Source organism: Streptomyces sp. NBC_00009 (assembly GCF_045040855.1).
In the GTDB taxonomy this organism is placed as follows: domain Bacteria; phylum Actinomycetota; class Actinomycetes; order Streptomycetales; family Streptomycetaceae; genus Streptomyces; species Streptomyces aureus.
On the sequence record NZ_CP108312.1, the window covers coordinates 7,064,053 to 7,077,196 of the forward strand.

Here is a 13,144-nt window from a genome sequence, read left to right on the forward strand (position 1 = left end):
AGCGGCAGTTCGCAAGCGCGGGCCTACTCGACGGCGTTGAGACCTGTGGCGTCGAGACCTGTGGCGTCGAGGTCGGTGGCGTTGAGATCCGTGGCGTCGAGGTCCTTGGCATAGTGCTCGATGGCCGGCCGGTACGCGATGAGGTCAGGATCGCCGCTCGTCTCCGCGAGAACGGTCAGCAGCAGCCGCATCCCGTCGTGCGCGCGGCCCACGTTGTACAGGGCCATGGCCAGGAACGTCTGGAGGGCGTTGTCCTCCGGGAACTCGGTGACGGCGCCGCTCAGCGTGGCGACCGCCTCCGGGTAGCGGCCGAGAGTGCGGTACGTGCTGCCCAGACCGAGCAGAGCGCCACGCCGGTCGTCCGCGCTCAGGCCGGAGCCGGCGAGTGCCCGCACGTAGTACGGAACGGCATCCGCCTCGAGCCCGAGGACGTCGTGGACCCAGGCCGTCTGGTACGCGATCTCGGCGTCGTCGGGGAACCGGGCGGACAGCTCGACCAGCCGCTCGCGGGCCTCCTCGCGCAGGCCGTCCTCGCGCAGCCGCACGGCCCGGGCGAGCGACGCGTCCCGGTCGACGGCGCCGGTCACTCCCCCAGCTTCCGGAAGAGGCCCTCTTGCACCACGGACACGAGGAGGTGTCCGTCGGCGTCGTAGATCCGGCCGCGCGCCAGACCGCGGCCACCCGTCGCGATCGGGGACTCCTGGTCGTACAGGAACCACTCGTCCGCCCGGAAGGGACGGTGGAACCACATGGCGTGGTCGAGCGAGGCCATGTCGAAACCGCGCTGCCCCCACAGCGGTTCCACGGGGATGCGCACGGCATCGAGGAGGGTCATGTCGCTCGCGTACGTGAGAGCGCAGGTGTGCACGAGCGGGTCGTCGCCGAGGGGCCCGACCGCGCGCATCCACACCGCGCTGCGCGGCTCGGCGCTCTCGATGTCCTCGGGTGACCAGCGCAGCCGGTCCACGTACCGGATGTCGAAGGGCTGGCGCCGTGCCATGAGCTCCAACGCGGCGGGCAGCGCGCCCAGATGAGCACTCACCTCGTCGGCGATCGTCGGCAGGGACTCCGGATCGGGAACCTCGCGCGCCGGCGGCAGCTGGTGCTCGAAGCTCCCGTCCTCGGGCTTGTGGAAGGAGGCGGTCAGATTGAAGATCGTGCGGCCCTGCTGCACGGCGGTGACGCGGCGCGTCGTGAACGACCGGCCGTCGCGGACCCGTTCGACCTGGTACACGATGGGCACGCCGGGGCGCCCCGGACGCAGGAAGTACGCGTGCAGCGAGTGCACGGGCCGGTCGCCCTCGGTGGTGCGGCCCGCCGCGACGAGCGCCTGGCCGGCCACCTGGCCGCCGAAGACCCGCTGCAGAGACTCCTGCGGGCTGCGGCCCCGGAAGATGTTGACCTCGATCTGCTCCAGGTCGAGCAGGTCGACGAGCCGCTCAGCTGGGTTCGTCATGCGTTGTTCTCTCATCTCTGTGCCGCGCTCCGAGCGCTGCGTCCGGGGTGCGCGACCGGGTCAGGGCCTACAGCTGGCCGACATCCGTGACGCGGATGACCGCACGGCCCTCCGCGTCGGACGCCTCGAGATCGACCTCGGCGCTGATGCCCCAGTCGTGATCGCCGTTCGGATCGGCGAACGTCTGGCGCACCCGCCACAGGCCGTGCGCGGTGTCCTCCTCGATCTGCAGCAGCTTCGGCCCGCGGGCGTCGGGACCGGTGCCGAGATCTTCGTACTCGTCCCAGTACTTGTCCATGGCCTCGCCCCAGGCGTCCGCGTCCCAGCCCGCGTCGGCGTCCAGCTCGCCCAGTTCGTCGACGTTGTCGAGGGCGGCCAGCTCGACCCGGCGGAACATGGCGTTGCGGACGAGCACACGGAACGCGCGCGCGTTCGCCGTGACCGGCTTGACCTGGTCGGCCTTCTCCTGGGCCTCCTCGGCCGTCATGACCTCGGGGTTGGCGAGCTGCTCCCACTCGTCGAGGAGGCTGGAGTCAACCTGGCGGACCATCTCGCCCAGCCAGGCGATCAGGTCCTCGAGGTCCTCGGACTTGAGGTCGTCCGGGACCGTGTGCTCAAGCGTCTTGTACGCGCCGGCGAGGTAACGCAGCACGATGCCCTCGGTGCGGGCGAGCTCGTAGAAGGACACGAACTCCGTGAAGGTCATGGCCCGTTCGTACATGTCACGGATCACGGACTTCGGCGACAGCGGGTGGTCACCCACCCACGGGTGGCTCCTGCGGTACACGTCGTACGCGTGGTAAAGCAGCTCGTCCAAGGGCTTCGGGTACGTGACGTCCTGGAGCCGCTCCATGCGGTCCTCGTACTCGACGCCGTCGGACTTCATCGCCGCGACGGCCTCACCGCGCGCCTTGTTCTGCTGGGCGGCGAGGATCTGCCGCGGGTCGTCGAGCGTCGACTCCACGACGGACACCATGTCGAGCGCGTACGACGGCGAGTCCTTGTCGAGCAGGTCGAAGGAGGCGAGGGCGAACGTCGACAGCGGCTGGTTGAGCGCGAAGTCCTGCTGGAGATCGACCGTCAGACGCACGATCCGGCCCGTGGGGTCGGGCTCGTCGAGCCTCTCGACGATGCCGCCGTCGAGGAGCGAGCGGTAGATGGCGATCGCGCGGCGGATGTGCCGCAGCTGCTGCTTGCGCGGCTCGTGGTTGTCCTCGAGGAGGTGGCGCATGGCGTCGAAGGCGTTGCCGGGGCGGGCGATGACCGCGAGCAGCATCATGTGCGTCACCCGGAAGCGGGACGTCAGCGGCTCCGGAGCCGAGCCGATCAGCTTCTCGAAGGTGTTCTCGGTCCAGCCGACGAACCCCTCGGGCGCCTTCTTGCGGACCACCTTGCGGCGCTTCTTCGGGTCGTCCCCCGCCTTCGAGAGCGCCTTCTCGTTCTCGATGACGTGCTCGGGCGCCTGCGCCACGACGAGGCCCGCCGTGTCGAACCCGGCCCGCCCGGCCCGGCCCGCGATCTGGTGGAACTCCCGCGCGCGCAGCGTCCGCACCCGCGTCCCGTCGTACTTCGTCAGAGCGGTGAACAGGACGGTACGGATGGGCACGTTGACCCCCACGCCCAGCGTGTCCGTACCGCAGATGACCTTCAAGAGGCCGGCCTGCGCGAGCTTCTCCACCAGGCGCCGGTACTTGGGCAGCATGCCCGCGTGGTGCACGCCGATCCCGTGCCGCACGTAGCGCGACAGATTGCGGCCGAACTTGGTGGTGAAGCGGAAGTTGCCGATCAGGTCGGCGATCTTCTCCTTCTCCTCGCGCGTGCACATGTTGATGCTCATGAGTGCCTGCGCGCGCTCGACGGCCTGCGCCTGTGTGAAGTGCACGATGTAGACCGGGGCCTGCCGGGTGTCGAGCAGCTCGGTCAGCGTCTCCGTGAGTGGCGTGAGCCGGTACTCGTAGGAAAGGGGAACCGGACGCGTCGCGGAGCTGACCACGGACGTGGGACGGCCGGTGCGCCGCGTCAGGTCCTCCTCGAACATGGCGACGTCGCCGAGCGTCGCCGACATGAGGATGAACTGCGCCTGGGGCAGTTCGAGCAGGGGAATCTGCCAGGCCCAGCCGCGGTCGCCCTCCGCGTAGAAGTGGAACTCGTCCATCACGACCTGGCCGATGTCGGCCCGCGCCCCGTCGCGCAGCGCGATGGACGCGAGGATCTCGGCGGTGCAGCAGATCACGGGGGCGTCGGCGTTGACCGACGCGTCACCCGTGAGCATGCCGACGTTCTCCGTGCCGAAGAGCTTGCACAGCTCGAAGAACTTCTCGGAGACCAGCGCCTTGATCGGTGCCGTGTAGAAGGTGACCTCGTCCCGCGCGAGCGCCGCGAAGTGCGCACCGGCGGCGATCATGCTCTTGCCGGAACCGGTGGGTGTCGAGACGATCACGTTCGCCCCCGACACCACCTCGATCAGCGCCTCCTCCTGGTGGGGATAGAGGGTGATCCCGCGCTCCTCGGCCCACGACTCGAAAGCCTCGTAGAGGGCGTCGGGGTCGGCGGTCTGCGGCAGCTGATCGATAAGGGTCACGCCCCCATCTTGCCTGCCTTCCGACCCGATCCGGCAATCGGTTGCCCGTACGAAGATCACGAAAGGTACGCTGTGGCGCCGACGGAGCGTCAGGACGCGGTGGCCCGGGTGGGGACAACTGGGCACCTGCACAAGTGGAATGGGGCGGAACGCAGCCATGATGGGACCGGCACACTCGCTGTCAGGAGCAGCGGCCTGGCTGGGGGTGGGCGCGGCCGCGGCCGCCGCCGGGCACCCCATGCCCTGGCCCGTCGTGCTCGTCGGGGCACTGATCTGCGCGGGAGCAGCCCTCGCCCCCGACCTGGACCACAAGGCGGCCACCATCTCGCGGGCCTTCGGCCCCGTGTCGCGCGGCCTGTGCGAGATCGTCGACAAGCTGTCGTACGCGGTCTACAAGGCGACCCGTATGAAGGGCGACCCGCGCCGTTCCGGCGGACACCGCACCCTCACGCACACCTGGCTGTGGGCGGTCCTCATCGGAGCCGGCGCCTCGGCCGCGGCGATCTTCGGCGGGCGCTGGGCGGTCCTCGCCCTCCTCTTCGTCCACATGGTGCTCGCCATCGAGGGCCTGCTGTGGCGGGCGGCACGCGGCTCCAGCAGCGACGTCCTGGTATGGCTGCTCGCCGGGACCAGCGCCTGGATACTCGCCGGAATCCTCGACAAGCCGGGCAACGGGTCGGACTGGCTGTTCACGCAGCCCGGCCAGGAGTACCTGTGGCTGGGCCTGCCCATCGTCCTGGGCGCCCTGGTCCACGACATCGGGGACGCGCTCACGGTCTCCGGCTGCCCGGTTCTGTGGCCCATCCCCATCGGCCGCAGGCGCTGGTACCCGATCGGTCCGCCCAAGATGATGCGCTTCCGAGCGGGCAGCTGGGTCGAGCTCAAGGTGCTGATGCCGGTGTTCATGCTGCTCGGCGGAGTGGGGTGCGCGGCCGCGCTCAACGTCATCTGAGCCGCCGCACACCCCCTGCCCCGCCCGCGCGGTCACCCGTGCCAGGACCGCCACAGCGCCGCGTACGCACCGTCGGCCGCGACCAACTGGTCGTGGCTGCCGAGCTCCCTGATCCGGCCCTCCTCGACCACGGCGATCACATCCGCGTCGTGCGCGGTGTGCAGCCGGTGGGCGATCGCGACGACCGTGCGGCCGTCCAGGACCCTGCCGAGCGAACGCTCCAGGTTCCTGGCTGCCCGAGGGTCGAGCAGGGAGGTCGCCTCGTCCAGGACCAGGGTGTGCGGATCGGCGAGGACCAGGCGTGCCAGGGCGATCTGCTGCGCCTGCGCCGGGGTCAGCGCCACCGCACCCGAGCCGACCTCGGTGTCGAGGCCCCCGTCGAGCGCCCGCGCCCAGCCGTCCGCGTCGACCGCGCCGAGAGCAGCCCACAGCTCGGCGTCCTCGGCCCCGGTGCGCGCGAGCCGCAGATTGTCGCGCAGGGAGCCGACGAACACGTGGTGCTCCTGGTTGACCAGCGCGACATGCGAGCGCACGCGCTCGGCGGGCATCCGGGAGAGCTCGGCGCCCCCCAGCGTGACCTGCCCGGCGCGCGGCGCGTAGATCCCGGCGAGCAGCCGGCCGAGCGTGGATTTGCCCGCTCCGGACGGCCCGACCAGCGCGAGCCGCGTCCCGGGCCGTACGTCGAGGGTCACCTGGCGCAGCACATCGACGCCCGCCCGGTACCCGAAGTGGACGTCGTCGGCCTGCACGTGCCGGCCGTCCGGCGCCACCGAGGCGTCGCCCGCGTCCGGCTCGATGTCCCTGACCCCCACGAGCCGGGCCAGCGACACCTGGGCGACCTGGAGCTCGTCGTACCAGCGCAGGATCAGGCCCAGAGGGTCGACCAGCATCTGGGCGATGAGCGCGCCCGTGGTCAGCTGCCCGACGCCGATCCAGCCCTGGAGTGCGAAGACTCCGCCGATCAGGAGCACCGAGCACAGCACCGTCACATGGGTGGCGTTGATGACCGGGAAGAACACCGACCGCAGATAGAGCGTGTAGCGCTCCCAGGCCGTCCACTCCTTGACCCGCCGGTCGGACATGGCCACGCGGCGGTCGCCGAGCCGGTGCGCCTCGATGGTGCGCCCGGCGTCGACGGTCTCCGCGAGGGCCGCGGCCACCGCGGCGTAGCCGGCGGCCTCCGAGCGGTAGGCGGACGGGGCCCGCTTGAAGTACCAGCGGCAGCCGACGACGAGCAGCGGTACCGCGACGAGGACTGCCGGTGCCAGTGGCGGAGCGGTCACGGCGAGACCACCGAGGAGCAGCCCCACCCACACGACGCCGATGGACAGCTGGGGAACGGCCTCGCGCATCGCGTTGGCGAGCCGGTCGATGTCGGTGGTGATGCGGGAAAGGAGGTCACCGGTACCGGCCCGTTCGAGCACGCCGGGCGGCAGGCCGACCGCTCGTACGAGGAAGTCCTCGCGCAGGTCTGCCAGCATCCGCTCGCCGAGCATCGCGCCCCGCAGCCGCACCTGCCGCACGAACACGGCCTGGAGGACGAGCGCGACGACGAACACGGCGATGGTGCTGCCCAGATGCTCTACGCGCAGCCGGTCCGTGCCGTCGGAGACGTCCTGGACCAAGGCGCCGAGCAGATAGGGGCCGACCATCGACGCCACGACGGCGATCGTGTTCACGCCGATGAGCAGCAGGAACGCGCGGCGGTGCCGCTGGTACAGCTCGCGGACGTAGGACCGGACGGTCGCCGGGGCGCCTACGGGCAGGGTGTTCGCCGTGGTCGGGGCCGCCGGGTCGTAGGCCGGTGGCGCCAGGCCGATCATGCCGTCTCCTCGATCTCGGTGAGTTCTTCGATGCCGGCGTCGCCGATGCCCGGTTCGCCGCGCAGAGAGGTGCCGGCGTTCCGGGACAGGGCCGCCGACGCCGCCTCCTCGTCGGTCTCGCGGGTCACGACGGCCCGGTACCGGGGCTCGGTGAGCACCAGCTCCCGGTGCTCGCCGACCGCCGCGACCGTGCCCTCGTGGACCAGGACGACCCGGTCCGCGCGGTCGAGCAGCAGCGGTGACGAGGTGAGTACGACGGTCGTACGCCCGCTGCGCAGCGCCCGTAGGCCCTCGGCGATCCTGGCCTCGGTATGCGAGTCGACGGCGGACGTCGGCTCGTCGAGGACCAGCGCCTCCGGGTCGGTGACCAGGGACCGCGCAAGAGCGAGCCGCTGCCGCTGGCCTCCGGAGAGGGAACGGCCGCGCTCGGTGATCCGCGCGTTCATCGGGTCGTCGTCGAGCGACGCCTGCGAGAGCGCGTCCAGCACGTCGGCGCACTGTGCCGCGGCCAGCGCCTCCTCGGGACGCACGGATCCCGAGGACGGGACGTCGAGCAGTTCGGCGAGCGTGCCCGACAGCAGCACCGGGTCCTTGTCCTGGACGAGCACGGCGGTGCGGGCCGTGTCGAGGGGCAGCTCGTCGAGCGGCACCCCGCCCAGCAGCACGGAGGGCAGGGCGGTGACAGGCGTTGTCGGCTTGTCGGGGTCGCTTCCGGAGCCGGAGCCGGAGCCGGAGCGGGAATCGGAATCCGAGCCGGACCCAGACCCAGACCCAGACCCAGACCCTGTACCCGAACCCGAACCCGAACCCGAACCCGAACCCGAACCCGAGCCCGACCCGGTACCCGAGCCCGACCCAGTACCCGAGCCCGAACCCGAACCGGTCCCGGTGTCCGCCTCCGTGGGGTGTCCCCCGAGTCGGTCCGCGAGTCGGCCCGCGAGGTCGGGGTCGCCGCACACCACGGCGGTGAGCTGGCCCGCGGGGGCCAGCAGCCCCGTCACCGGGTCGTACAGGTCACCGGCCGGTGCCTCAGCGGCACGGAGTCCGCCCGGCTCTGTGACCCGTTCGAGGGAGAGGACGCGCGCCGCACGCTGGGCCGAGGGGCGCGAGAAGGAGTACGCCATGGCGATCTCCTCGAAGTGCCGCAACGGGTAGTTGAGGATCATCACGGCGCTGTACACGGTGACGAGTTCACCGACGGTGATCCGGCCCTGGCGGGCCAGTTCGATGCCGTACCAGACGACCGCGATCAGCAGCAGGCCCGGCAGCAGCACCTGGACCGCGGAGATCAGGGACCACATGCGCGCGCTGCGCACGGCGGCCGTACGGACCTCCTGCGAGGCGCGGCGGTAGCGGTCGAGGAACAGTTCCTCGCCGCCGATGCCGCGCAGGACACGCAGTCCCGCGACGGTGTCCGAGGCGAGTTCCGTGGCGCGGCCCGCCTTCTCGCGCTGCTGGTCGGCGCGGCGGGTGGCGTGGGGGAGGAGCGGCAGGACGGCGAGCGCGAGGACCGGCATGCCGACGGCGACGACGATGCCGAGCGCCGGCTGGTAGAGGACCAGCCCGACGCAGACCACGACGACGGTGAGCGCGGCGGCGGCGAAACGCGACAGCGCCTCGACGAACCAGCCGATCTTCTCGACGTCGCCCGTGGAGACCGCGACGACCTCACCGGCGGCGACCCGCCGGGTCAGCGCGGCGCCCAAGGCCGCTGTCCTGCGGGCGAGGAGCTGCTGGACCCGGGCCGCCGCGGTGATCCAGTTGGTGACCGCCGTCCGGTGCAGCATCGTGTCGCCGAGGGCCAGCGCGGCGCCGAGAAGCAGGATGAGCCCGCCCGCGAGGGCGAGCCGTGAGCCTGAGCCGTCGACGACGGCCTGCACGGCGAAGCCGACACCGTAGGGAAGGGAGGCGACGGACAGGAAGTGCAGGAGTCCCCAGCAGAGGGACTTGAGCTGGCCGCCGAGCTGGTTCCGGCCGAGCCAGAGCAGGAAGCGGGGGCCGGAGCGGGCATCTGGCAGGCCCGGGTCGGGATACGGAAGATCGTGGATCTGCATGGTGTCCCAGGGCTTGGAAGGGGAGTGCGAAGTCGGGGGTACGGACGGAACAAACCGTGCAAGGTTCGCGGGATTCAGGCACCGGAGGCAAACGGTTTTCCGCCGTGGGGCAAAGTTTCGGCCCGCGTTCGACGCCGGGGGCAGGGCCGGTCGGGGGCACCTGGTGCGTGGTGCGACCATGGACCGCATGCGTAACGCGGGTGCGGTTCGAACGGCGGTCGCTGCGGCGGCCTGCAGCGTCCTTCTCATGGCCCTGTCCGCCTGCGGCGGTTCGAGCGGGGGCGACGGGACCGAGCGCAAGGCCGAGTCGGGCTCGGCCGACGCTCGGCAGGAGGACCGCCCGTCCGTCGACCTCAAGCGCATTCCCGACGTCGGGGACCAGCTCCAGTCGAAGATCCCGCAGAACGCGGGACAGGTCGTCGCGGTCTACGGCGACGGCAGGAACTCCGGTGACTCGACCGTCGTGCTCTACACGAAGTCCGGTTCCACCTGGGACAAGACGCGCAGCTGGCCCGCCCACAACGGCAAGAAGGGCTGGACCGCCGACCACCGCGAGGGCGACAAGCGAAGCCCCATAGGAGTGTTCACGCTCACCGACGCGGGCGGTGTGCTCGGCGACCCGGGAGCGAAGCTGCCGTACACGCAGGCCGCGTCGTTCCAGGCACCGCACTACTGGGCCAAGTCGCACTGGCACGACTTCGACTACGTCATCGCCATCGACTACAACCGCGTGAAGGGCACCGCGCCGAACGACCCGACCCGGCCCGAGGGGCAGACCAAGGGCGGCAGCATCTGGCTCCACATGGACCACGGCAGCGGCACGTCGGCGTGCGTGAGCCTGTCGAAGTCCGGCATGGAGTACCTACTGCGCACGATCGACCCCAAGCAGCACCCGGTCGTGGTGATGGGCGACAAGGCGTCACTGAAGAGCTGAAGTGCAGAAGGGCTGAAGTGCTGACGCGCCGCCCGGCACCTGCACGGGCTGTTGCGCGGGCCGCGTCCGCCCCGTACAACACCCCTCATGAGAAGACGCGTCATGTCCATGCTGGCCGCGGTGACCCTCGCGGCCGCTGCCCTCGCCGGCCAGGCCACCGCCGCCTCCGCTGAAGCCCGTCCCGCCGAGGCCTCCGCCGACAGCCATCCCGCCGTACCCCAACCCGCCGACCCGCCAACGGAGTTCGGCACCGACTGGCACGACCCGATCACCGCCACGCCGCCGGTGGCCAAGCCCGCCACCAAGTCCTGCCGCGTGACGCTCGCGGAGACCGAGTTCCGTGACTTCACGCCCTACAAGGGCAGTTACACCCCGCCCAAGGGTTGCGGCGACCGGTGGAGCAAGGTCGTCCTACGCCTCGAAGGCAAGGTCAAGGGGCGGCAGTTCGACCGTCTCGGCTATCTGCACATCGGTGGCGTCGAAGTCCTGCGCACCTCCACTCCCGAGCCCTCGCCCGACGGCATCGCCTGGAATGTGGAAAAGGACGTCACCCGCTACAGCGACACCCTGCGGGCCGACCAGCCGGTCGAGATGCTCATAGGCAACGTTGTCGACGACACGTACACCGGCGTCATCGAGGTCAAGGCCACGCTCACCTTCTACGCCGCCGAGCCGCACGCGAAGGGCCGGCCCGCCACGGACACCCCCGACCGCGTACTCACCCTCGACCAGGGCAGACTCACGACCCCGCGCAACAGCGAGCGCATCGTCGCAGAGGTGTACGCCACCGGATCCGGCGGCGGCTGCGAGGAGTTCTGGTACCTGGCGGTGCCGAACGAGGTCCCGTACTCGTGCAAGGCGGACGGCGGCCCGTACCGCGAGGTGCAGATCTCCGTGGACGGCCAACTCGCGGGCATCGCCTCGCCGTTCCCGAACGTCTGGACGGGCGGCTGGTCCAACCCCTTCCTCTGGTACGTGATTCCGGCCCCCGGCGCCTTCGACGTCCGACCTCTCCAGTACGACCTGACGCCGTTCGCCGGACTCCTCAACGACGGCCGTCCGCACCAGGTCGACGTCTCCGTCGTGGGTGTCCCGAAGGGGCAGAGCGGCTGGAGCGCCCCGGTGAACGTGCTCGTCTGGCGGGACGGCGGGAGCTCGCGCGTCACCGGCGCGCTGACCGGCCACAAGGAGAGCGAGCCGGACAGCTCGACGACGTACACGCCCGGCACCGACGAGTACCGCCTCGACGCGAAGGGCGGGCACAGGCTGACGGTGTCCGGCTACGTGAACACCTCGCACGGCCGCGTCGCCACCACCGTCACCCGCGATCTCACCAGCACGTCCACGCACCGCTGGACCGACGGCGAGAACAACGATGCGCTGAAGGGGACATGGACCGACCGCCAGACCGTCGTCTCCGGCCGTCACACCCTTCGTACGAACCGGACCTACACGATGGACGGCGCCACCACGCTCGACGCGGACAACCGGCTGCGGACCGTGATCGAGCTCGGAGACCGGGCGGAGACGGGACGGGTCACGGGCGCGGGCCGCACGGCGTGGACGGTGCTCGACGACACCTACACGGGCGACGCCTCGTACACGGCGAACGTTCCGCGTGACGAACGGCACGCTGTCGGCACCAGCCGTGAGCGATACCGTCTGACCAGCCCCAACGGCTGTTACGACCGAGAGCTGAATACGGCACAGGGTGCGCTGACGGTGGACCGCAGGCGCTGCTGAGGGGCGCGGCCGCAGGCACGGGCGCTCAGGTCTTGGAGCAATGTCCAAGATTTACGCCGATGTGACATCGGGGTCTTCTACGGAAGCCGCTACTCCGACATAGTGACGCTTCGCGGAACAGATATTGGAATCCAACTTCCGCATAGCAGAATCCGCACAAGTCACTGACGTTGCTCCGGAGGAATGCCCCGTGCCGCAGTCCGTACCGTCCCTGCCGCGACGCGCCGCACGCGTACTACGTACCTCATTGTTCGCGCAGGTCGCCTGCGCACTCGTGATCGGAGTCGTCGTCGGACGGCTGTGGCCCCACGCGGGCACAGCCGTCCAACCGCTCGGCGACGGCTTCGTACGTCTCATCAAGGCGATGATCGCGCCCCTTGTCTTCTGCGTGGTCGTCGCCGGAATCACCAAGGCCGGAGACCTCAAGGCCTTCGGCCGCATCGGGCTCAAGGCGCTCCTCTGGTTCGAGGTGGCGACGACCGTCGCCCTCGTCGTCGGACTGCTCGCCGGAAACCTGGCGGGCCCCGGCGTCGGAATGAACGTCGACCCGTCCAAGCTGGACGCGTCCGCCGTGGAGGACAAGACCGGCGGCGGCTCGCTCCCGTCGACCGGCGACTTCATCCTGCACTCGCTCCCCGACAGCGCCGTCGGCGCCTTCGCCGAGAACTCGCTGCTCCAAGTGCTCGTCCTCGCCTGCCTCGTGGGCGCCGCGCTGCTGCATCTCGGCAACACCAAGGTCCCCGCGATCCTGCCCGCCATCGAACAGGGCCAGGAAGTGGTCTTCGCCGTCGTCGGATTCATCATGAAGCTGGCCCCGCTCGCCGTGTTCGGCGCGACGGCGCACCTGGTGGGGGAGTACGGCCTCGGCGCCCTGTCGACGTACGGCAAGCTCATCGGCGTCTGTTACGCCGTCGCCGCGGTCTTCCTCGTGCTCCTCGGTCTCGCCATGAAGGCGGTCACCGGACTGAGCCTGTGGAAGTTCGTCCGCTACACGCGCGAGGAACTGCTCCTCGCCCTCGGCACCGCCTCCAGTGAGACGGTCATGCCCCGCATGATGCAGAAGCTGCGCCACGCCGGCTGCCGCGACGACGCCGTGGGCCTGGTCCTGCCGACGGGGTACTCGTTCAACCTCGACGGAGCGTCGATCTACCTCTCCATCGGTACGTTGTTCATCGCGCAGGCCGTCGGCGTGGACCTCTCGCTCGGCCAGCAGATCACCGTGGTGATCGTCCTGATGCTCACCAGCAAGGGCATGGCGGGGGTGCCCGGTTCGGCCTTCCTCGCCCTGTCGGCCACGGCGTCCGCACTCGGGGTCATCCCGGCGGGTGCCGTCGCCCTGCTGCTCGGCGTCGACCGCATCATGGACGCCATGCGCGTCTCCACCAACCTGCTCGGCAACTGCGTGGCCGTCTTCGTGGTCTCCCGCTGGGAGGGCGCGCTCGACACGGCCAAGGCCAAGAAGGTGCTGGGCGGCGAGATCCCGTTCGTACGGGAGGAGGACCGCGACGAGCCGGTCAAGTCGCCGGATCTCACGAAGCCCCAGGACTCCAAGTCCGCTGCGGAGACAGTGGGTTGAGCCCGAGCGGGGGCCCGGCACACAC

Annotated in this window: 9 protein-coding genes; 4 read left to right on the forward strand and 5 right to left on the reverse strand. The window is 70.5% G+C overall.

Going from position 1 to position 13,144, the window contains the following annotated elements; genetic code table 11:
• Positions 1 to 23: 23 nt before the first annotated feature.
• From OHA58_RS32030 to OHA58_RS32040, 3 genes are all read right to left on the reverse strand, one after another.
• The gene (locus tag OHA58_RS32030; protein ID WP_405483060.1) at positions 24 to 587 is read right to left on the reverse strand and encodes a tetratricopeptide repeat protein; all 564 of its coding nucleotides are present in this window, start codon (positions 585 to 587) and stop codon (positions 24 to 26) included.
• A complete protein-coding gene (locus OHA58_RS32035) occupies positions 584 to 1,456 on the reverse strand; it encodes an acyl-CoA thioesterase (RefSeq protein WP_405483062.1) in 873 nt (290 codons plus the stop codon). The genes OHA58_RS32030 and OHA58_RS32035 overlap by 4 nt, the downstream gene beginning before the upstream one ends.
• A 67-nt stretch (positions 1,457 to 1,523) precedes the next feature.
• Positions 1,524 to 4,037: a DEAD/DEAH box helicase gene (locus OHA58_RS32040; RefSeq protein WP_405483064.1), complete on the reverse strand. Its 2,514-nt coding sequence runs from the start codon at positions 4,035 to 4,037 to the stop codon at positions 1,524 to 1,526.
• 157 nt (positions 4,038 to 4,194) lie between these two features.
• Between OHA58_RS32040 and OHA58_RS32045 the strand changes: the two genes are divergently transcribed.
• Positions 4,195 to 4,989 carry a metal-dependent hydrolase gene (locus OHA58_RS32045; protein WP_405483066.1) on the forward strand — a complete coding sequence of 265 codons (795 nt, stop codon included), beginning with the start codon at positions 4,195 to 4,197 and terminating at the stop codon, positions 4,987 to 4,989.
• 32 nt (positions 4,990 to 5,021) lie between these two features.
• On the opposite strand, the gene OHA58_RS32050 is transcribed toward OHA58_RS32045, so the two are convergent.
• Together OHA58_RS32050 and OHA58_RS32055 are read right to left on the reverse strand one after the other, a co-directional pair.
• Positions 5,022 to 6,812, reverse strand: coding sequence for an ABC transporter ATP-binding protein (locus OHA58_RS32050; RefSeq protein WP_405483067.1), 1,791 nt, complete (start codon positions 6,810 to 6,812; stop codon positions 5,022 to 5,024).
• Positions 6,809 to 8,866 carry an ABC transporter transmembrane domain-containing protein gene (locus OHA58_RS32055; protein WP_405483069.1) on the reverse strand — a complete coding sequence of 686 codons (2,058 nt, stop codon included), beginning with the start codon at positions 8,864 to 8,866 and terminating at the stop codon, positions 6,809 to 6,811. The genes OHA58_RS32050 and OHA58_RS32055 overlap by 4 nt, the downstream gene beginning before the upstream one ends.
• A 187-nt stretch (positions 8,867 to 9,053) precedes the next feature.
• Here OHA58_RS32055 and OHA58_RS32060 point away from each other — a divergent pair, with 187 nt between their 5' ends.
• The 3 genes from OHA58_RS32060 (at position 9,054) to OHA58_RS32070 (ending at position 13,119) form a co-directional block, all read left to right on the forward strand.
• On the forward strand, positions 9,054 to 9,800 hold the full coding sequence (locus OHA58_RS32060) for a L,D-transpeptidase family protein (RefSeq protein WP_405485287.1): 747 nt from the start codon (positions 9,054 to 9,056) through the stop codon (positions 9,798 to 9,800).
• An 87-nt stretch (positions 9,801 to 9,887) separates the two neighbouring features.
• Positions 9,888 to 11,543, forward strand: a complete 1,656-nt coding sequence (locus OHA58_RS32065; RefSeq protein ID WP_405483070.1) for a peptide-N4-asparagine amidase — start codon at positions 9,888 to 9,890, stop codon at positions 11,541 to 11,543.
• A gap of 190 nt (positions 11,544 to 11,733) precedes the next feature.
• Positions 11,734 to 13,119: a cation:dicarboxylate symporter family transporter gene (locus tag OHA58_RS32070; RefSeq protein ID WP_405483071.1), complete on the forward strand. Its 1,386-nt coding sequence runs from the start codon at positions 11,734 to 11,736 to the stop codon at positions 13,117 to 13,119.
• Positions 13,120 to 13,144: the final 25 nt, after the last annotated feature.